Source organism: Delftia sp. 11MD, assembly GCF_050907895.1.
GTDB lineage: Bacteria > Pseudomonadota > Gammaproteobacteria > Burkholderiales > Burkholderiaceae_C > Comamonas > Comamonas tsuruhatensis.
The window spans coordinates 5,353,873-5,373,800 of sequence record NZ_CP194333.1 but is presented as its reverse complement, the minus strand read 5'-3'; the positions used below and the strand labels follow the sequence as shown (position 1 = coordinate 5,373,800).

At 51.3% G+C, this 19,928-nt stretch carries 17 protein-coding genes; 12 read left to right on the top strand and 5 right to left on the bottom strand.

Going from position 1 to position 19,928, the window contains the following annotated elements; genetic code table 11:
• The first annotated feature begins 178 nt into the window (after positions 1–178).
• Together ACRSCF_RS24585 and ACRSCF_RS24580 are read left to right on the top strand one after the other, a co-directional pair.
• Positions 179–1,315 carry a hypothetical protein gene (locus ACRSCF_RS24585; RefSeq protein ID WP_012203636.1) on the top strand — a complete coding sequence of 379 codons (1,137 nt, stop codon included), beginning with the start codon at positions 179–181 and terminating at the stop codon, positions 1,313–1,315.
• A 111-nt stretch (positions 1,316–1,426) separates the two neighbouring features.
• Entirely contained in the window at positions 1,427–1,753 is a 327-nt protein-coding gene (locus ACRSCF_RS24580) for a hypothetical protein (protein WP_012203637.1), read from the top strand.
• 386 nt (positions 1,754–2,139) lie between these two features.
• Here ACRSCF_RS24580 and ACRSCF_RS24575 read toward each other — a convergent pair whose 3' ends face one another.
• The 4 genes from ACRSCF_RS24575 to ACRSCF_RS24560 form a co-directional block, all read right to left on the bottom strand.
• Complete coding sequence (locus ACRSCF_RS24575) at positions 2,140–2,421, bottom strand: H-NS family nucleoid-associated regulatory protein (protein ID WP_012203638.1); 282 nt, start codon at positions 2,419–2,421, stop codon at positions 2,140–2,142.
• A 202-nt stretch (positions 2,422–2,623) separates the two neighbouring features.
• Entirely contained in the window at positions 2,624–4,279 is a 1,656-nt protein-coding gene (locus ACRSCF_RS24570; protein ID WP_012203639.1) for a sulfatase-like hydrolase/transferase, read from the bottom strand.
• A 36-nt stretch (positions 4,280–4,315) separates the two neighbouring features.
• Positions 4,316–5,704, bottom strand: a complete 1,389-nt coding sequence (locus ACRSCF_RS24565) for a heavy metal sensor histidine kinase (protein WP_012203640.1) — start codon at positions 5,702–5,704, stop codon at positions 4,316–4,318.
• Positions 5,701–6,384: a response regulator gene (locus tag ACRSCF_RS24560; RefSeq protein WP_012203641.1), complete on the bottom strand. Its 684-nt coding sequence runs from the start codon at positions 6,382–6,384 to the stop codon at positions 5,701–5,703. The genes ACRSCF_RS24565 and ACRSCF_RS24560 overlap by 4 nt, the downstream gene beginning before the upstream one ends.
• Positions 6,385–6,569: 185 nt before the next feature.
• Between ACRSCF_RS24560 and ACRSCF_RS24555 the strand changes: the two genes are divergently transcribed.
• From ACRSCF_RS24555 to ACRSCF_RS24510, 10 genes are all read left to right on the top strand, one after another.
• Positions 6,570–7,871, top strand: a complete 1,302-nt coding sequence (locus tag ACRSCF_RS24555; RefSeq protein WP_016453760.1) for a TolC family protein — start codon at positions 6,570–6,572, stop codon at positions 7,869–7,871.
• A 16-nt stretch (positions 7,872–7,887) separates the two neighbouring features.
• Positions 7,888–9,258 carry an efflux RND transporter periplasmic adaptor subunit gene (locus tag ACRSCF_RS24550; protein ID WP_012203643.1) on the top strand — a complete coding sequence of 457 codons (1,371 nt, stop codon included), beginning with the start codon at positions 7,888–7,890 and terminating at the stop codon, positions 9,256–9,258.
• Between the two features lie 20 nt (positions 9,259–9,278).
• Positions 9,279–12,467 (top strand): efflux RND transporter permease subunit, encoded by a 3,189-nt coding sequence (locus tag ACRSCF_RS24545; RefSeq protein ID WP_012203644.1) that lies wholly within the window; start codon positions 9,279–9,281, stop codon positions 12,465–12,467.
• Between the two features lie 188 nt (positions 12,468–12,655).
• Positions 12,656–13,006: a DUF4148 domain-containing protein gene (locus tag ACRSCF_RS24540; protein WP_012203645.1), complete on the top strand. Its 351-nt coding sequence runs from the start codon at positions 12,656–12,658 to the stop codon at positions 13,004–13,006.
• A gap of 170 nt (positions 13,007–13,176) precedes the next feature.
• Positions 13,177–14,871 (top strand): phosphoethanolamine transferase, encoded by a 1,695-nt coding sequence (locus tag ACRSCF_RS24535; RefSeq protein WP_016453762.1) that lies wholly within the window; start codon positions 13,177–13,179, stop codon positions 14,869–14,871.
• A 101-nt stretch (positions 14,872–14,972) separates the two neighbouring features.
• A complete protein-coding gene (flgB, locus tag ACRSCF_RS24530; protein WP_012203647.1) occupies positions 14,973–15,362 on the top strand; it encodes a flagellar basal body rod protein FlgB in 390 nt (129 codons plus the stop codon).
• A 28-nt stretch (positions 15,363–15,390) separates the two neighbouring features.
• On the top strand, positions 15,391–15,666 hold the full coding sequence (locus tag ACRSCF_RS24525; RefSeq protein ID WP_012203648.1) for a double zinc ribbon domain-containing protein: 276 nt from the start codon (positions 15,391–15,393) through the stop codon (positions 15,664–15,666).
• 72 nt (positions 15,667–15,738) lie between these two features.
• The gene (locus ACRSCF_RS24520) at positions 15,739–18,207 is read left to right on the top strand and encodes a heavy metal translocating P-type ATPase (RefSeq protein ID WP_012203649.1); all 2,469 of its coding nucleotides are present in this window, start codon (positions 15,739–15,741) and stop codon (positions 18,205–18,207) included.
• Between the two features lie 96 nt (positions 18,208–18,303).
• A complete protein-coding gene (locus tag ACRSCF_RS24515; RefSeq protein WP_012203650.1) occupies positions 18,304–19,065 on the top strand; it encodes a phosphatase PAP2 family protein in 762 nt (253 codons plus the stop codon).
• Complete coding sequence (locus ACRSCF_RS24510; protein WP_012203651.1) at positions 19,040–19,453, top strand: diacylglycerol kinase; 414 nt, start codon at positions 19,040–19,042, stop codon at positions 19,451–19,453. The genes ACRSCF_RS24515 and ACRSCF_RS24510 overlap by 26 nt, the downstream gene beginning before the upstream one ends.
• 44 nt (positions 19,454–19,497) lie before the next feature.
• On the opposite strand, the gene ACRSCF_RS24505 is transcribed toward ACRSCF_RS24510, so the two are convergent.
• On the bottom strand, positions 19,498–19,824 hold the full coding sequence (locus ACRSCF_RS24505; RefSeq protein ID WP_012203652.1) for a CzcE family metal-binding protein: 327 nt from the start codon (positions 19,822–19,824) through the stop codon (positions 19,498–19,500).
• Positions 19,825–19,928 lie beyond the last annotated feature (104 nt).

Genomic DNA, 19,928 nt, shown 5'->3' with positions numbered 1-19,928 from the left:
GGATCCAGCGTCAACCATGTTACCGTTCTATCCTTCGGTGCCCCGTAGTGGCTGGAAGGGAGTCAGTTGGAATCAGCCAAGAAAGGGGGTTCACCGAGTGCCGCCCGCAGGCTCGCTATCGACTCAAGTGGCGATCGTCTATTTTTCGTTGAGCTAATATTTCCGCGAAGGGAGAGCAATGACGCTAACAGCCTTCTCAATTACTCGCACCGGCGAGTTCGACGTCGACCAAATTCTGGAAAAACTTAGTGCAGAAACAGGCCATGCCTACATGTCCGTTGAGAGAATTCCTGATGAGTGGCGAGCCCATCTTCGCGCTGATCTCAAGTGCCCAGACTGCTCGGTGACAGGGGCCGAGGTTGTTCGTTCCGTCGTCGCGGGCAAGTCCGGTAAGCCCAAAAGGCAGTCATTCTTCAGATTCACGACACCAGGTCACCACCCCTTTTGCGACTACGCCAACCCAGATGCGACGAATGCCGTACCCGAAACCCTAGTAGCTTTCAGTGAGTCACGGTCGAATCTGACGCGAGCGGTGAGGGATCTTGTGTGCACCGGGATCGAGGTAGGCAGCTTCAGCCAAGGTTCCATTCGTTCCATGCGGGATTGGTTTTTCAACAAGAAGGTCGAGTCGATGTTTGTGGTCTCCCTAGACCCGCGAACGTATCCGTGGATCGATGCACTGCGGGAGAACGCATTTCACGCTCGCGGCGCCTTGCCGACGGATGTAGAGATCACGCCAGAGATCGCCGAACTGCCCAACTTTAACTGGAGGGCCCAGGCAGCTCGCCTAGTTCAAGCCCGCTATCCCCAGCACCAGGCGAACATGCGCGCTTTGATAGACCAGCACATTGGCCTGTTCGGCGCGAGCGGAAAGCGGTCGGAGAGCTTGGCCAGGCGCTACGCCGGCAGGCCAGTTTTCAACCCTACGGTGCTGGCCTCCGAATATAGGAAGACCCTGGCCTTGTCGGAATTCATCGCTCATACGCACCCCCCATTGAATGCGGTCAAAGACACTAGTTCGAGCACGGGCAGTGTGCTCGCCTTGTCAGCATTGCTGCTGTTCGGACGAGACTGGGATATCAGCAAGGCGATCGCAGATTTCGCCAAGATCTCACCGGCGGTGGGTACTGCAGACCAGCAGCTCGGGAACGTAATGGGATTGAACCCTTTCCACGACTACGAAGCCTGGGCCGCACTAAAAAAGCTGCAGGACCTGAACATCCAGGTGCCGAAAGACATCGACATCAAGGCCGAGCGAGTCGTGGTGGAGGCGGCATTACGTGCGAAGTTCGGTGTATCGCCGCCCGGCGATTGATCGGCCATTTGCGAGCGAGTCTCGCGCCGCAGCAGTTCTCGGCTAAGAGCGGTCGGCACTGGCAGACTTCCGAGCGACAGCTTCAGGCGGTCATCGTGTTGTATCGACCAGTTGAATTCACACGCCCGCAAGGTCAGGGAGCTCTGGGGGGCACACCTGAGCATTGATGATCAGGAACTCCTGCTGCTGCCACGGACTTTGTCACTGGATACGGACTCCACGTCATTGGAAGGCCATCGGGAAAATCTGGCCTTGCTGCTCGAGAGCCGTGATCTACGCCGAATCCCCGTGAGCGAGAGCAGCTTCGTGTATGACGAAGTTGCCTTTCAGTGGCTTGCGCAGGGCAGACTGGACTTCAATCGGCAAACGTTTCGCGAGGCCTGCAAGCGTGAGGGGTTGTTGGATGGCGACGGCGAGCTCATGGGCTGTTCGGTGTGAAATCATTCGAGCACCCTTTCAATTGCCAGGAGGATCGTTGCATGGTGATGCTTGATCTGATCACTCACTTCGACGAACGTGCTATCCGCGACGAACTCGCTCTATCCCAAGCTCAAGGGCTTTGTGCAGGCTTAGGCCACTGGCACCCAACATCGCTGACTAAGTCTTGATGCGCACATTACACTGGCCTTCGCTACAGGATTAGTGCTGGACATCAAGGCTGACCGCGATGTCGAGATCGAGCAAAGAGCCATTCATCGAAATGTCTGGAACTCGAACGACACACCTCGCGATCCATCTTGGCCAGGAAGGCATTTCGACCAAAGGCACAAACCCCATCGATCACGGCGTTTACGCGTTCAAGCTCGCGTGCTCCTGGCCGCCCGTCAGATCTCGAAAGAGGTCCGATCCGCAGCATCCTTGATCCAGTTGGGCGGCTTGCCACGCCCCGTCCACGTAGCGCCGGTACCAGGATCGCGGTACTTGGCCGCGCCAGCCGAAGCTTTGCGTTTGGAGCCTCCGAACACATCGTCTGGAGTCAGGTGGAATTCCTCGATCAGGCTGCGCACGCGGGCGACCACGCCAGACTTTTCTGTGGCCAGAGCGTGGGCAATCTTGGCTTCAAGTTCAGCCTTCTGCTGAAGAAGTGTCTTGTAATCGGATGTCATGGTGTTCCTTAAATTTGCATGCTAGCAAATTGCTAATTTTAAGGGTTTCTAGCCAAGGATGCTTTCATTTCAGCGGGGCTAGAGAGCGAAATTTTGCTGCGCCCGCCTCATACTCAAGCACACCTCACACACACGAGAGTCATACACCCAATCTGAGCAGGACAAAAATGTCATGCTAACGACCATGTTCGCTCATGTTCGCTCATGGTCGCATGCTGGGCGTGGCCTCCGTCAACGGAAATGGAAGCTTCGGAGCAATCCATTGATAGTCTTCAGCCAGGATATTTAACTTACTACTTTTTCCCTCCCATTGCAGCGAGAGTAAATCCGCAATTGTCCAAGAGGCCCAGTCAGACCTAAATCCTCTATCACCAAGGTTATCCGGACTATTACTCTCAATTTTATTGCGCCAAATTATGGTCGGAATACGATAGCCAGACTCAGTTGAAGGGCTGTGACCAACCTTATTTAGTAGATGTCCAACCTCTTGGCCATGATCAGATAGGTACATCCAGGCCTGATAATCTGAACTACTTTCTGAAGTTTTCATCAGATCCAGTGTTTTGGCAATTACCGAATCATGATACAAGAGTGCGGCGTCATACTGCTCTCTGAAACCACGCACCCAAAATGATCTATGCTTAGCCTCCATCTCCCGATCTACATCATCAGTTGTATCATCAAAAGGGTTCTCATTTTTCGGGTAGCGAAGACTGTAATGAGGATGTGCACCAAGCAAATGCACAACAATAAATTTATTCTCCGCCCCATCCTTTAGAGCTTCTTCCAAAAGATTCAGAGTCTCGCCATCCAATGAGGATGATGAGCGACCAGGCGTGCGGTTGATCAACTCGACTATGTCTGCATAGCTTGCATGCCGCGATTCAATTGCAACATCATCATGATTGCTTACCCACCACGTCTTATAACCCGCGGCTCGAGCCATGGCCAAAAGGTGCAATGAATTATCAGTAGAAGCGGCCTGCAATGAAAACATCCGTTCAAACGCAGGTATTGTGCTTGCATCCAATGACCAAGAATTACGGAATATCACCATATTTCTACCCGCATCCCTCCGCTTTAGCGAGAGCATCGGCGTGGTATTTCTTGGGTAGCCATATATCCCCAAATTATCTCTATTAATACTATCCGCAATTACGAGAACAATTGTGGAGCTCCCTTTGCGCTCAACTTTTGGCGCCAGTGTCTTCGCTCTCGTGAACTGCTCTTCACGGATGGCAACTTGGTTTGCCCATTCTGCCTGAACAAGTGAAATAGACTCCTGCCAGTTTTTCCAGAAAACTATTGGATGCAACTTCCTCCAGGGCTTATTGACATGGGCAACCAAACTAAACGTCATCAGCAAGACGACGATGCACCAAATAGCCCTCGAGTAGCTCCTTGGCGCTGAATCAACCGAGATCAAGAGAACCAAAGAAAGGGTCGCCAGAAAAAACAACAGCAACCCCAAGCATATCAACAACACTGAATTTGCAAATGCATATTCAATGCCCTCTCGGAGATTGGTATTCGCTACTGCATTTAAAACAAGTGCGCTATCAGGCGCGGCGTCATAGGCCTCTCTCAGATAATATCGAGCGATTCCATCCACATAAAATGCCAAGGTCACAAGCCAAACGAAGGTCTTGCCGATCCAAGACGGATTTCCATTTTTTGCAAAAAGAAAAATCAGAAAGCAATATGGCAGGTACAAAACCAGTAGCTTTACCAACCTCAGTCCTTCATGACCAATACTTAATGCAGAAAAAACTGAAAGAAGTATTATTGCAAATACAAGTTCCGGTTTCTTAATTGCGCGCCACACTCTATCCCCAAAATTCTTCACCATCTCGATCATCTCACGCTCAGGGCATCATATTCTGACGAAAATTGATTATGCGTCATCACTGATCTGCGGGAATATCAACCCAATACTAGTCACTCCCGCTTCAGATCTTGCGAATACATTACCCTGATGCAGCCTGGCAATTGCGGCAACAATTGCCAGTCCTAGTCCGTGGTTACTTCTAGCCTGCGTCCTAGAGGAGTCTGCTCTGTAAAATCGATCAAATAGTCTCGGAAGATGAGAGGGATCTATGGTCTGGCCTTCGTTAGTGACTGTCAATTGGATATGCTGTGCATTCATGGTGAATGGGTTTCGATCAGAAGCAACCATTCGGATATCAACAATTATCTTGCTACCTTTTGAGGCATAGCGCGTAGCATTCCCCAAAAGATTCGAAAGTGCACGACGTAATAAGCTCGCATCCAAGATGCCTTTTGCTTCGCCCTGTATGGCTACCTCTAAACCAGCGTCCAGAAGAGACGCTTCGTGGAATTCAATAACCTCGCGAGCGAGCTCAGCGAGACTGCTTACCGCCATTCGCTGAGCACCATTCCCTCTATCTGCGTTTGAGAGGAAAAGCATATCGGCAATGATGCTGGCCATTCTATGCAAATCCTCCAAATTGGAAGATAGGACATCAACCAGTTCATCCGATGTTCTCCGCTTTCGTAGTGCCAGCTCCGCGCTACTTATCAAAGTTGACAAAGGTGTATTCAGCTCATGTGCCACGTCCGCGTTAAAAGATTCCATCTGCCTGTAAGCAACAGATAACCTATCCAAGAGGTCATTAATTTGCCGTATCAAGGGCATCAACTCTTGAGGCTGCTGGCTATCGTCCAATCTCTTTATCAAATTTTGAGCAGATACCTGTCGCGTCTGTGTGATCAAAAGGTTAATTGGCGACAGCCCCTTCTTCACCAACCAGATACTTGAAATAGAAACAATCAAAGTGCTAGCGATAGCTGCGATGCCAAGCGTCCATGCCAAATGACGCAAAATCATATTATCCGGACCACGATCCAATATGAGTGTTACAGCTATTTCTTGAGGGCTAGAATCTTGACTTGAAACTTTCACAGAGAACTCGCGTTCAATGGTATTTTCTCTGTGACGCAGCAGTTCAAAAAGAACCTCCCCATTCACGCCATATTTTCGCACCACCAATGACAAATCGTCGTGCCCGCTCAAAAAATCCAACAGTGAACTCTGCAACGATTCGGTATTTATGTGTAGCTTACTCTCATTGAGCAGGCGCTCCAACGCTACTTGTTTATGATCAAGAGCATCGGTTTGCTTCAAATAGAGCGTTTGCGATATGACCAGATAAACAGCCACGCACACTATTCCTAGTCCAAAAATAGTTTGCAGAGCCAGAGAAATAGACAAACGCGCCGACAAAGGGCGCGTCGCTTTTTTTGCTCTTCCTTGTTTAATCATCTTGATTCCAAAATGTAGCCCATTCCGCGAATGGTGTGCAGCAATGGCTTATCGAACGGCTCATCGATTTTCATTCTTAGCCTTCTAATGGCCACCTCAACGACATTTGACTCTGACTCAAAATTTATTGACCAGACCTGAGAGGCTAGCTCAGCTCGAGAAATCACCTCTCCTTGTCTACGTATCAACAATATCAGCAAGCTATACTCTTTCGCACTTAGATCGAGTTTTTTCCCCGCACGAAAGGCACGCTGCCTTGCAAGATCTATTTCCAAGTCGTGCATTCTCAATATTGTCGCAACATTCACCGCACTGCTCAATGAAGGATTCCTGCGGAGCAATACCTTTATTCTTGCGACCAATTCGGAAAATGCAAACGGCTTGACCATATAGTCATCAGCACCGCTTTTCAAGCCGGTCACTCTGTCTTCAACTGAATCTCTTGCAGTGAGCATCAAAACAGCTGTTTGCTTTGACTGTCTCAAAGCCGCTAAAACAGCAAGGCCATCTATTCCAGGAAGCATGCCATCAAGAATAATTACATCGAAATCCTGGGTAGCCGCCTTATTTAGTCCTGAGATCCCATCAAGTGCAAAATCTACAGTAAACCCTTCGTCGTCCAACCCTCTGACAAGCTGGTCTACCAACTTTTCATCATCCTCAATTATTAGGATTCTCATGGGGCGGATTGTGATCCCAGGGCCCTGGCACTTGGATGATAAATTTGTCATCTGATTATCAGGAAGCCGCCGGGAACGCTCCTCTATAGTGCCCTTCGCCCATACCTTGCGCTTGCGCATAAATATTTCAGGGCACTACAGCGACCGACAGGAACATGGATTCTGTCCGGGCAGGAGTTTCATACATGATCTTGGTAACCACACGTGGCAAGGAGAGGCTTCGCACGAGCTTCTGCCAAACCTTGCTTGTCAGCATGTTGGTAGGGGCAGGCCTAGTCCACGCCGCACCCACGAGCTCAAGCAGCCTCACAACGGCCTCAAGCGAAGCACCGGCGGCGCCCTTGACATTGTCTGTCGCGGTCGCTCAAGCCTTAGCAACTCATCCGAGCTTGCGTGCGGCTCAGTTCGGACTTGAGGCCAGCGACGGCGCAGTCCTTCAAAGCAAGTCTCGCCCCAACCCCGAGCTCTCCTACGCTCAAGAAGATACACGCAGCCGTACCAAAACATCAACCGTTCAGTGGAATCAGTTGGTTGAAGTCGGAGGCAAGCGAGACGCACGCATGCGCATCGCGGAACGCGGGCGTGACGTCGCTCAAGCCGGGGTGGCCGCCACCCGTGCAAACATCCGTGCCGACGTGCGCGCAACTTTCTACAGTCTTTTAGCGGCCCAGGAGCGGGTGACTGTTGCCAAGCAAACAGTGGAGATAGTTAGGAGTGCCCGCGAAGCGGCAGCAAAACGCGTTGCGGCCGGCAAAGTAGCTCCGCTTGAAGAAAGCAGGGCAAAGGTTGCTGAGTCTGGGGCTGAACTCGAGCAGGGTAAAGCGGAGTCGGACCTTCGTGTTGCTCGGCAGCAGATGCAGGCACTTCTAGGAGGACAAGACTTCTCCTTTGGACCAGCGCTCGGGACCTTCGAGATCGCTCCTGAAGCACCTGCTGCATCGGAATTGTTGGCCCAGTTGGAGGACTCCCCATCCATCAGGCAGGCGCGCTCTACGCTGGAGCAAAGCCGCGCATCAGCAGATCTAGAGCGAGCAAAGCGCTTGCCTGATCCGACCTTGAGCTTGGGTGTGAAGCGCGCGCAGGAGGTGGGGCGTAACCAACTTGTTTTTGGAATTTCGATACCACTTCCGGTGCTGGACACCAACCGCGGTAACCAGATCCAAGCACTGCGCCTTGCCGATCAAGCTGAAGAGAAGCTTCAAGCGCTGCGCGTCCAGATGCAGACAGATGTGTTTCAAGCCCGTGAGCAGTTGGAAACCAGCCGTCGCCTTGCACAACAGCTATCAACCCAAGTACTGCCCACAGCACAAACTGCTTATGAAGCAGCCGTGAAGGGCTTTTCACTTGGAAAGTTTAGCTACCTCGACGTTCTGGACGCACAGCGCACATGGTTCGACGCGCGTAGCCAGTATCTAAGCCAGCTGCTGTCCACCCATAGCGCCGTCGCGGACCTCGAACGTCTGCTCGGATCGCAAGCTGATCAGTAAACCATTGAGCCGCCAAATGAAAACGAACTCTTCTTCAAGTTCTAGCCGTACGCCAACCGTCATAGCGATTGTGAGCATCCTGTCTGTAGGGGTTCTCGCAGCGACTCTGATTTTGCGATCAGGCAACTCCAACTCCCCCGAATCCAGCGGAAAGACCCCCCAGTCCCAGGAGCATGGTCATGGTGAGGCCGCAGGCCATGCTGATCAAGAACATCATGGGGAGAAGGCTGCCAAGTCCCACAGCGATGACAAGGGCCATGCTGATGGTGAGCATCATGAAGAGGGCGATGGCAACAAGGCCAAGCCAGAAGCTTCCGCCAAGCCCGGCGCCGAAGCTGGTCATGACGAAGATGAAGGATTGATCCCGATGGATGCCCAACGCATCCAGGTTGCCGGCCTCAAGGCCGCTCAAGCTGGACCATCGGTTATCCGTAGCGTGCTGCAACTGCCTGGAGAGATTCGCTTTAACGAAGACCGCACCGCTCACGTGGTACCCCGCGTTGCCGGCGTCGCGGAAAGCGTGCCAGCCAACTTAGGTCAAAACGTTAAGAAGGGCCAGCTGCTGGCTGTTCTGAGCAGCGTTGCAGTGTCGGAGCAGCGCAGCGAACTGTTGGGCGCGCAAAAGCGTTTGGCACTCGCCCGAACCACCTATCAGCGTGAAAAGCAGCTTTGGGAGGAAAAGGTTTCGGCGGAGCAGGACTATCTGCAGGCCCAACAGGTACTACGCGAAGCTGAGATCGCGGTCTCCAACGCTCAGCAAAAGTTGGCAGCTACTGGTGCAGGCGCTGGCGCGGGCGCAGGGCTCAATCGCTTCGAACTACGGGCACCATTTGACGGTGTGATCGTGGAGAAGCACCTGTCTATCGGTGAGGCCGTTCAGGACACCACGCAAGTCTTCACGATCTCCGACCTTCGTTCTGTGTGGGCCGAGATGAGAGTCTCCGCCCCCGATCTGCCCTCAGTGCGTGTTGGCGAAAAGGCAACGGTTCGCGCGACAGCATTTGAATCTGCAGCGACGGGCGAAGTCTCCTATGTCGGCGCGCTCATCGGACAGGACACGCGAACTGCCCCAGCCCGTATCACCTTGCCGAACCCAGACGGTGCCTGGCGCCCAGGTCTGTTTGTGAATGTGGAGGTCACAGCATCCTCGCAGGAAGCCGCGCTCACCGTTGTGTCCACCGCAATTCAGCGCATCGAAAACCAAAAGACAGTGGTGTTCGTTCCAGTGCAAGGCGGCTTCCGGGCACAGCCGGTTCGAATCGGACGTACGGACTCCAAAAATACGGAAATCTTGGAAGGCCTCAAGCCTGGCCAAGCGTACGTGGCCGAAGGGAGTTTCCTCCTGAAGGCGGAGCTCGGCAAAGCCACGGCTGAACATGCTCATTGAGGCGGGGACCGGAGAACTACATGTTTGAACGCATCATCCGCTTTGCCATTGAGCAGCGCTGGCTTGTGCTGCTCGCCGTTTTCGGCATGGCAGCACTGGGCATCTTTAGCTACCAGCGCCTGGCCATCGACGCTGTGCCCGACATCACCAATGTCCAGGTGCAGATCAACACCCAGGCTCCCGGCTACTCTCCGCTGGAGACTGAGCAGCGCGTCACCTACCCGATAGAAACGGTGATGGCTGGACTGCCGAACCTGGAGCAGACGCGCTCGCTGTCGCGCTACGGCCTGTCTCAGGTTACCGTAGTGTTCAAGGACGGCACGGACATCTACTTCGCGCGCCAGCTCGTGGGCGAACGCATGCAACAGGCCCGAGAGAGCCTGCCAGACGGCGTGTCTCCCACCTTAGGGCCGATATCGACTGGCCTAGGAGAGATCTATCTCTGGACCGTTGAGGCGGAGGAAAACGCCAAAAAGCCCGATGGGTCTCCCTACACTCCTATGGACTTGCGGGAGATCCAGGATTGGGTGATCAAACCTCAGCTGCGCAACGTGCCAGGCGTTACTGAGATCAACTCAATTGGTGGCTACGCGAAGGAGTACCTCGTCGCGCCCTCTCCTGAGAAGCTCTCTGCCTACGGCTTCACACTGGCCGACATCGTGGCGGCGCTGCAGCGCAACAATGCAAACGTCGGCGCTGGCTACATCGAGCGCCAAGGCGAGCAATATTTGATCCGTGCGCCTGGTCAAGTTAAGGGCATCGCAGACATCCGTGAGGTCATCGTTGGCTCTGCACAGGGTCAGCCTATTCGCATCCGTGACTTGGCAGAAGTGGGCCTCGGCCGCGAGCTGCGCACTGGCGCAGCCACCGACAACGGTCGCGAGGTAGTGCTGGGAACGGTGTTCATGCTGATTGGAGAGAACAGCCGAAAGGTTTCCCAGGCCGTCGATATTCGTATGCGGGAAATTAACCGCAACTTGCCCGAAGGCGTCAAAGCCGTAACGGTCTACGACCGTACGAACCTGGTGGACAAGGCCATTGCCACCGTCAAAAAGAACTTGCTCGAAGGCGCCGCCCTGGTGGTGGTCATCCTCTTCCTGTTCCTGGGTAACCTGCGCGCGGCGCTGATCACAGCGTTGATCATCCCACTGTCCATGTTGTTCACCTTCACCGGAATGGTGTACTACAAAGTCAGTGCCAACCTCATGAGCTTGGGAGCTCTCGACTTCGGCATCATCATCGATGGCGCCGTGGTGATCGTGGAAAACTGTGTACGCCGTTTGGCCCATGCGCAAGAAGCGCGCGGCCGCCCCTTGACTCGCAGTGAGCGGTTTCATGAAGTGTTTGCTGCCGCCAAGGAAGCTCGGCGTCCGTTGCTCTTCGGCCAGCTCATCATCATGGTGGTCTATCTGCCCATCTTTGCCCTCACAGGGGTGGAAGGCAAGATGTTCCATCCCATGGCGTTGACTGTGGTCATTGCCTTGGCCGGCGCCATGCTGCTGTCCATCACGTTCATTCCTGCGGCTGTGGCCCTGTTCATGGGCGACAAAGTGGCCGAAAAGGAAAACCGCATCATGGGCTGGGCTCGGCAGGCGTACTCGCCTGTGCTTGCCCGCGTTATGGCGGCTCCAGCAGTGGTGTTGACAGCAGCAGGCGTGGCGGTCGCGCTCAGCCTTCTGCTTGCGACGCGCCTTGGTAGCGAGTTCGCTCCTAATCTCAACGAGGGTGATTTCGCCATACAGGCGCTGCGCATACCAGGCACCAGCCTCACGCAGTCCTTGGAGATGCAGATCCAGATCGAAAATACTCTGAAAAAGGAGTTCCCCGAGATCGATCGAGTGTTCGCTCGTACAGGTACTGCCGAGATCGCTTCGGATCCGATGCCTCCCAACATCTCCGACGGCTACATCATGCTCAAGCCCAAGGACCAGTGGCCAGATCCATCTCGTTCACGCGATGACCTGCTCGCTGCCATCCAGAAGACTGCTGACGGAGTGCCAGGCAACAACTATGAGTTTTCGCAGCCGATTCAGCTTCGCTTCAACGAACTGATCTCGGGCGTGCGCAGCGACGTCGCCGTCAAGATCTTTGGTGACGACATGGCCGTCCTGGAGAAGAACGCCCAAACAGTGGCAGGGATGCTTCAGCAGATCCAAGGCGCCTCTGAGGTTAAGGTTGAACAGACGACAGGCCTGCCCATGCTCACCGTTCAAATTGACCGTGAGAAGGCTTCACGCTATGGGCTGAACATGGGTGACGTACAGGACACCATCAGCGTTGCGTTGGGCGGAGGAGAAGCGGGGATCGTGTTCGAAGGCGATAAGCGCTTCGACATTCAAGTGCGCCTGCCGGAGAACATCCGCAATGACGTGGAAGCGCTGAGCCGCCTTCCCATCGCCTTGCCAAAGGGAGCAGATGGCCGAGTTGGCTTCGTCCCTTTGTCTTCCGTTGCGACCTTTGAGACGGCGCCTGGTCCCAACCAAGTCAGCCGAGAGGATGGGAAACGACGCATCGTCGTCAGCGCAAACGTGCGCGGACGTGACATCGGGTCCTTTGTGGGCGAAGCAGAGCAGCGCCTGGAGAGCTTGCAACTGCCGGCTGGCTACTGGACCCGTTGGGGAGGTACGTTTGAGAACCTGGAGTCCGCTCGACAGAGACTTCTGATCGTCGTACCCGTTGCACTTTTGATGGTGTTCGTGCTGCTCTTCGCAATGTTCGGCAACGTTCGTGACGGCCTCATCGTCTTCACGGGTATTCCGTTTGCGCTAACGGGAGGCATCTTGGCGCTATGGCTGCGCGACATCCCGTTGTCGATTACGGCAGCTGTGGGTTTTATCGCGCTATCCGGTGTGGCAGTGCTCAACGGCCTGGTGATGATCTCCTACTTCCGTACATTGCGTGAAGAGGGTCGAAACGTAGCTGACGCCGTGACTGAGGGAGCCCTGACCCGGCTGCGGCCGGTCTTGATGACCGCCCTGGTCGCCTCACTTGGGTTCGTCCCCATGGCCATCGCCACGGGTACTGGAGCTGAAGTGCAGCGTCCCCTGGCCACCGTGGTGATCGGAGGGATTCTGTCCTCAACGATCCTCACGCTCTTAGTGCTGCCTTTGCTGTACCGACTCATACACAGGAACGACCCTTCAGAAAGTGAAGGTCAAGGGAACCCCGAGAGTGGAGCATCGTCCTCTGGCGAGGTGGCGATCGTGTAACTGGGACAGCGATCGCCTTTTACAGGTCATGGCTTAATGCCATGGCCTTTTTTTGTGTCAACAAGATTACAGCTTTGTCACTGCAATGTGTGCGTCCTGTGGGGGGCATTTTTCTACAGTAGAGCCATCGACTTGAGATAGATCCAAATCTCGAGAAGAGAATCAAAACTCTGTTGAAAGGAAATCCAATGAAGCACCGTCGTTTTTACTCTGCATCTTTTATTGCAGCATTGGTCGCTTCGGCGGCGTTCGTTCTCCCTGGTACCGCCTCGGCAGAAAGCTACCAGCACCCTGCCAACAACGAAGCGGGGGTGAAGACTTACCCGGAGCATTTCAAGGGCGAAAAAACCCGTGAACAAGTTCAAGCTGAAGCTGCAGCGGCTGTCCGTGAGGGTGGTACCAATCGTTTTAATACGGGAGTTTACCCGGCGGCCTCGAAGCAACCTACTACAGGCAAGACACGCGAAGAAGTAATTAACGAGCTGCTGAGGGAAACTCCTGCTGAGCGCGACGCCCGTCAGCGTTCGATGGGCGGTTAAGCACGAAATCGCTTAACACGACAGCCGTATACCATCAAAAAAGACGTGGCTATCTGTCATCAGCAATGACAAAATAGTCGCGCATAGAAAAGCAGATTATGCCTTCCTCTTTAGAACAACGTTCTCTTGAGGAAGGCTTTCTGCGTTTGGCTCAAGCAAAAGAGCTAGTCATGAAAAATAATAATCAAAGCTTTCTACAGAAAATATCAGCGCACCTGACAGTTGGCCCAGCTCTTTTAATCATTGCGACAGGACTGTGGATCGCGACCATTGGAAATATTCCATTGTGGAAAGCTCTGAGCCAACTGCCTGAAGGTGTCGATGCCAAGTTCTTTACAGGGTTTCTAACGGCAGTCGCTGCATTAAATATATCACTCATCGCAATCTTCGCCTGGGGACGGCTGCTAAAGCCAGTGTTGATTTTTTCGATACTTACAGCGTCTATCACAAGCTACTTCATGCTGAACTACGGGATAGTCATTGATCCCGGCATGGTGAGGAACACAATACAAACGGATGTGGCTGAGGCGAGCGATCTCGTAAGCGTACAAATGCTGCTTACCGTAGTTATGCTTTCTGCAGTACCGATCGCGTTCATATGTCTTGCGAATGTAAAGAAGACTACTGCAGTTGGGTCGTTAGCCACCTCCATTGCTTTGTCAGCAACGGGCTTAGTATTTTCAATTTTGTGCATATTTTTAATTTATCAGCCATTCTCCTCGACGATGAGAAATCATACAAAGATGAGATATCTGATAAACCCACTAAATACCTTTTACTCAACAATTAAGGTTGCCACAAATCCATTAGAACGGACAAATGCTGAGCTTTCTAAAATAGGCCAAGACGCCAAAATAATTACACCCCCTGCAGAAACTACAGCCGCGCCCATCCTACTACTAGTAGTCGGTGAAACTGCACGATCAGAAAGCTTTGGATTAAACGGGTACGAAAGGAATACAACTCCGCAGTTGTCCCAACGTACAGATATCTTCTCATCGAAAAATGCTTGGTCTTGCGGGACGAGTACAGCTGAGTCGCTTCCCTGCATGTTCTCTCACATGAGTAGAGAAAAATATTTCTCCAGAAAGCAAAATTACGAAAACATGCTCGATGTCTTGAGTCGCGCCGGGCTATCCGTCTTCTGGCTCGACAACCAGTCCGGGTGCAAGGGCATTTGCGCAAGGGTCGCAAACGAACAATTCAAGCATCAACCAAACAACCCTCTATGTGACAAAGAAGGTGTTTGCCAAGATGCAGCCATGCTGGACTCTCTTGAAGAGCGTATTAAATGGCCTCCAACAAATACAGGAGATAAAGGCAAGGTGATCGTGCTTCACCAGATGGGTAGCCATGGACCCGCCTATTACAAGAGATCAAGCATGCAGAGAAAGCCTTTCCAGCCCGAATGCAAATCAGCATCTCTGCAGCAATGTACACAGCAAGAGGTTATAAACGCCTACGACAACAGTATTGTCGAAACGGATCACTTCATAAATAGCTCTATCGAGTGGCTGAAAAACAAATTCCCATCAACCCCCACTGCATTGATTTACGTCTCTGACCATGGAGAATCACTGGGTGAAAATAACATATATCTTCACGGCCTCCCATACTCAATAGCGCCCAACGTACAGAAAAATATACCGTGGATAGTTTGGCTCTCCGAATCCATGATGGCATCCAGACAAAAAAACCTATCCTGCATTGCAGAGAAAAACAACGACAGAGCCATTAGTCATGATAACTACTTTCATACTGTACTTGGATTAATGAACGTTCAAACAGATGTTTATGAGAAATCTCTAGACATCACTGCACCATGCATGAAGAAAGAGTCGGTCGCCAACATAACAAATATGTAACCCAATCAAATTAGCCAGTCCACTATCATATTTAACCAGTCTTTGACCGTCAACGATGAAATGGCAATCACCTCGAAAGAGGATTTTACTGGAGGCATGAAATGAGTGAAGTTCGTTTTGAAGATATAGCTCTAAAGATAAGAACTCAAAGACTTGCGATTATTGCAAGTAATATAGCCAACGCAGATACACCTGGGTACCAGGCAAAGGACCTTGATTTCAAAGAAGCACTTGAACGGAGCAACGCAACAATGCTGTCCGTTAGTAGCACCAGCAAGGGTCACATTCCCAGCTCTGAGATGAAATCTATTTATGACACACAAGTCGCCTTCCGTCCGGCATCACAAAATTCTCTCGACAGAAATACTGTCGACTTAGACCAAGAAAGAGCCAGCTTTATTGACAATGCAATTCGGACAGAGCTTGCAATGAAACAAGCGGTAGAAGAGTATTCTGAAATTGGCGATATGCTAGCCAAAATGATTAAATAATTAAATCTCGCTTCAAGGAAATTGAATCATGGGTATCAGTAAATGGCTATTTGGAAAAATTCAACATAACAATAATGGTGGCCATCACCAAAAAAATGGCGGTCATCACAATCAATACAATCAGCCCGCACAAAGGGGGAGTTATGGAGAAGTCGGATATGCATGTCCAACCTGTAGAACGATCAATTCAGCGACGAGCCGCTTCTGCCGACAATGCGGACTTTCATTAGTTTGCCAAGGTTGCGATGCAACTATCACGCCTGGCGCAAAATTTTGCCCTCAATGCGGACGCGCGGCTTCCTAAGTTGACGTTGCCTGCGCCAACTAGTACGCTGCGAAGCAAGTATCGATTTCTTCCTGTCTTCGCCTAAACATCATGACAAAAAAACTGCGTCTAGACATACCAGTAGTGCTGCCATCGATTTCCTCGAGCGAGGATCTTCTAGTAAGAAGATTGTTAAATGATATTGAAGGAAGGGATGGGGTTGAGAAAGTACATCTTGAGCCTGGACAGGATGGTGAATGGCCTAAGCTTTGCATACACTATGATTCAGATAAGCTGTCATTAGTTCGGATACGCGAACTAGTTCAAGCAGCTGGCTCCAGGATCACCGACCGATGGGGCCATTTTCTGCTCGAGTTAGATGGAATCAAGCACGCGCGCAAGGCCCAAACCGTTGAGGCCAAACTCAGCGAATTGAGTGGTGTTCTGGAAGTGCAAGTAAGCGCAACTGGACAAGTTCATATCGACTTCGACAAGTCAAAAATAAAAGAAGCTGATATTTTGGAGGCACTAAAAGAGTTGAACGTTACGCCAGTTCGGTCGAAGGCTGCTAATCCTTCTGCCCCAAAGGGTCACGAGCATTCAAAATCCGAATCGGATCATAAGCATGATCATGGGAATGGCATTTTGGGAGAAAATGCCGAGATGATTTTCGCGATCACCTGCGGCGCGCTACTAGGATTGGGGGTGGTCATTGAAAAATTTGTAGCCAATGCACCATCTTGGCTACCAATTAGCTGCTTCGTATTAGCATACTTTTTTGGTGGATTCTTCACCTTAAGAGAAGCAATAGAGAACCTCAAACTTAAGAGGTTTGAAATAGATACCCTCATGCTTGTAGCTGCAGCGGGCGCTGCTGCTCTGGGCTCTTGGGCAGAAGGTGCATTATTACTTTTTCTTTTCAGCATTGGTCATGCCCTCGAACACTACGCGATGGGCCGCGCCAAGCGTGCAATTGAAGCACTCGCAGAGCTAGCACCTGATAAAGCAACAGTTCGGAGAGACGGCGAGGCCCGCGAAATTCCTGTCGAAGAACTGGTCGTAGGCGACACTGTCCTCATTAAGCCAAATGAGCGCATTGCGGCCGATGGCTTCATCGTACGCGGCAACTCTGCCATCAACCAAGCTCCAGTTACCGGCGAAAGCATTCCAGTTGACAAACGAGCTGTTGCTGATATTGATAGAGCCAGAGCAAAGCCCGATATTGTCGGATCGGAATCAAAGGTTTTTGCCGGAACGATTAATGGAGCTAGTGGTATCGAAATTGAGGTAACCAAAAAATCCTCAGACTCAGCACTGGCCAGAGTCGTGAAAATGGTTAGCGAAGCCGAGACCTTGAAGTCACCGACTCAGCGCTTCACCGAGAAATTCGAGAAGGTATTTGTCCCAGCGGTTCTGCTGCTCGCATTTTTACTGCTTTTTGCGTGGGTTGTTGTTGACGAGTCATTCCGAGAGAGCTTCTACAGATCGATGGCTGTACTGGTCGCCGCCAGCCCATGTGCGCTCGCAATAGCCACACCAAGCGCTGTGCTGTCCGGTATAGCCCGCGCAGCTCGAGGAGGCGTACTGATCAAAGGTGGAGCTCCTCTAGAAGAACTTGGATCGCTGAACGCAATTGCCTTTGATAAAACCGGAACATTGACCGAAGGTCAGCCAAGGATTACCGATGTAGTACCGCTGGAAGGAGTTACGCAGGAAGAACTGCTAGAAGTGGCCATAGCAGTTGAGTCTCTCAGCGATCACCCTCTTGCTGTAGCAATTGTGAAAGATGCAGGCGCCCGCATCACCGTGCCGGTCCGCCTGAATGCCGTCGATCTCAACAATTTGATTGGCCGTGGAGTGAAGGCGACCATCGACTCCAAACCGGTTTGGATCGGTAAGGCCGAGATGTTCGGCACTGAGGGAATTCCCAGTCTAAGCAGTCAGTCAAAATTCATAATAGACAAACTCCGAGAAGATGGCCGAACAACAATGTTTGTTCGGTTTGATGATAAAGAGCTAGGAGCTATCGGTCTACTAGATACTCCGAGGCCTGGAGCGAAGGAAGCACTGCAAGAACTGCGTCGTCTAGGTATTTCCAGAATGATAATGATCTCTGGTGACCATCAAAAGGTTGCGGATGCGATTGCTAAAGAGGTGGGCCTAGACGAGGCTTGGGGTGACCTCATGCCAGAAGACAAAGTTAAGGCAATACGGGATCTAAAGAAAAATACTAAAGTCGCCATGGTTGGAGATGGTGTTAACGATGCCCCCGCCATGGCGAACTCCACTGTAGGAATTGCAATGGGAGCTGCCGGTTCCGACGTGGCTCTAGAAACAGCAGATGTCGCATTAATGGCAGATGATCTAAAGCACTTGCCTTTTGCGGTAGGCCTGAGTCGACACACCAGATCAGTCATACGACAGAATGTCTTCGTGAGCTTAGGCATAGTCGCGGTTCTAGTTCCGGCTACTATTATGGGACTCAGTATTGGTGCTGCGGTTGCGGTCCATGAAGGATCAACCCTATTAGTGGTTTTCAATGCACTACGTTTGCTAGCCTACAAGAAGCAGCAGGTTTGATCGGTGCTGACCACATAGTCTGAAAAACTGGCCCTTCGATACGGGCCAGTTCTAATTGGGGCATCGGCCCTGCAGTGCGGCCTCAGAATAAAAAATATGTTTCAAGAACAATTGGGAAATTATATAGATTCCCAGCGACACCAGTTTCTGATCACCCATATCTTCACACCATTCCTCCCAATAATTGCTATGTCATATGTGCTCATGGCAGGAGGAGGTGATCAATGGCTTGCTGATTCTATATACGGAATGCAAGGCCATGAATGGAGGTTTGTCGATAACTGGCTCGCGTCAACAATACTTCATCGAGGTGGAAAGATTGCAAGCATCCTTGCAGCAATAACAGTTTTCTGCCTCTACACTATATCTTTTCTTAAATGTGCGCCATACATTCGGTTGTGGAGAACGCCATTGTGCTATTTGCTGCTTACCATAATAGCGAGTGTGGTAGCAATAAGCTTATTAAAATCACTAACTAACATGGACTGCCCTTGGAGCCTGGTGGACTACGGAGGGGATCGCCCATTTGTAGGGCTATTTGAGACCAGGCCCTCAGGCCTCGGGCGAGGAAAATGCTTTCCTGCCGGGCATGCTAGTGCTGGATATGCATGGATTAGTCTCTATTTTTTCTACCTAATGGTTAAACCATCGTACCGATGGCTGGGCCTCGCCATTGGAATATTGTCCGGATTGATCTTTGGCCTGACGCAGCAGTTTCGAGGCGCTCATTTTGCATCCCATGACCTCTGGTCTTTAGCAATCTGCTGGTACATATCAGCACTGATGTACACCTTCTTCTCAAAATTTGAATCTCACCCCCGCAGCCACTATTGTGAAAAACAACTCTACCAAGCCTAATATTTTCGTCAATCAGCAGAAGAGCCGAAAAGGACTAAACCGACTAATTCACGCAACGCGTTACTCCTGGCGAGGCATCCTAGATGCTTGGCATGAAAAAGCATTCAGGCTAGAGTGCAAGATATTTGTCATATCCACACCTTTGGCATTGTTGATTGGAAACGGTTGGCTGGAGAAGTTTCTACTTATCGCAAGCATCTGGGTCTTGATGTTAATAGAAGTTCTCAATTCTGCTATCGAATCTGCAATAGACAGGGTAGGCTCCGAAGAGCACGAACTCTCTAGAAGAGCAAAGGACCTAGGTAGTGCGGCAGTGCTGATGGGCATACTGCTATGCTTGGCGCTATGGACGGCTACCATATACAACAACATCCGACTTTTCAATTAAAAATAGCCCACCTACGGTGGGCTATTTTTTAGATGGCAGACAGATTACCCACCATACTCATATTCATTGGGGGCAACAAACATCGACCTGCCTTGGGCATCAAAACCCTTGGGAGCAAATTTTGCAATCGGTACTTCAGAATGGTAAATTGAATCAGCCTTCCAGATGAACGTCTTTCCGTTGCTCGAAAACTGAATAATTTCTCCACAATTTATGTTTATTGGTTTTTTCTGAGAAAGGTCTATCGTTCGAAAATTCGGAGACTGAACCTCAGAGCCGTAGTAAGACTTTCCGGTAGGGAAAGTATCCGCCCATGCTTGGCTCGTAACGAGCATCATGGCAACAGCGGCAAGCGACAGAGTGGACTTCATTGGAGACTCCTTTCCTATAAAAAAATGCCATGGAGCGCTAACTCCATGGCATTCACTGTAACCGAGCCAACATTTAAATTTGCAAGCTGGACAGTTACTTTCCT

Excerpts from the sequence above, each read along its gene's own strand:
- ACRSCF_RS24515 (WP_012203650.1), top strand. The coding sequence starts at position 18,304 with ATGTTTCAAGAACAATTGGGAAATTATATAGATTCCCAGCGACACCAG.
- ACRSCF_RS24560 (WP_012203641.1), bottom strand. The coding sequence starts at position 6,384 with ATGAGAATCCTAATAATTGAGGATGATGAAAAGTTGGTAGACCAGCTT.
- ACRSCF_RS24535 (WP_016453762.1), top strand. The coding sequence starts at position 13,177 with ATGAAAAATAATAATCAAAGCTTTCTACAGAAAATATCAGCGCACCTG.
- ACRSCF_RS24545 (WP_012203644.1), top strand. The coding sequence starts at position 9,279 with ATGTTTGAACGCATCATCCGCTTTGCCATTGAGCAGCGCTGGCTTGTG.
- ACRSCF_RS24565 (WP_012203640.1), bottom strand. The coding sequence starts at position 5,704 with ATGATTAAACAAGGAAGAGCAAAAAAAGCGACGCGCCCTTTGTCGGCG.
- ACRSCF_RS24540 (WP_012203645.1), top strand. The coding sequence starts at position 12,656 with ATGAAGCACCGTCGTTTTTACTCTGCATCTTTTATTGCAGCATTGGTC.
- ACRSCF_RS24550 (WP_012203643.1), top strand. The coding sequence starts at position 7,888 with ATGAAAACGAACTCTTCTTCAAGTTCTAGCCGTACGCCAACCGTCATA.
- ACRSCF_RS24520 (WP_012203649.1), top strand. The coding sequence starts at position 15,739 with ATGACAAAAAAACTGCGTCTAGACATACCAGTAGTGCTGCCATCGATT.
- ACRSCF_RS24570 (WP_012203639.1), bottom strand. The coding sequence starts at position 4,279 with ATGATCGAGATGGTGAAGAATTTTGGGGATAGAGTGTGGCGCGCAATT.
- ACRSCF_RS24555 (WP_016453760.1), top strand. The coding sequence starts at position 6,570 with ATGATCTTGGTAACCACACGTGGCAAGGAGAGGCTTCGCACGAGCTTC.
- flgB (WP_012203647.1), top strand. The coding sequence starts at position 14,973 with ATGAGTGAAGTTCGTTTTGAAGATATAGCTCTAAAGATAAGAACTCAA.
- ACRSCF_RS24525 (WP_012203648.1), top strand. The coding sequence starts at position 15,391 with ATGGGTATCAGTAAATGGCTATTTGGAAAAATTCAACATAACAATAAT.
- ACRSCF_RS24585 (WP_012203636.1), top strand. The coding sequence starts at position 179 with ATGACGCTAACAGCCTTCTCAATTACTCGCACCGGCGAGTTCGACGTC.
- ACRSCF_RS24505 (WP_012203652.1), bottom strand. The coding sequence starts at position 19,824 with ATGAAGTCCACTCTGTCGCTTGCCGCTGTTGCCATGATGCTCGTTACG.
- ACRSCF_RS24575 (WP_012203638.1), bottom strand. The coding sequence starts at position 2,421 with ATGACATCCGATTACAAGACACTTCTTCAGCAGAAGGCTGAACTTGAA.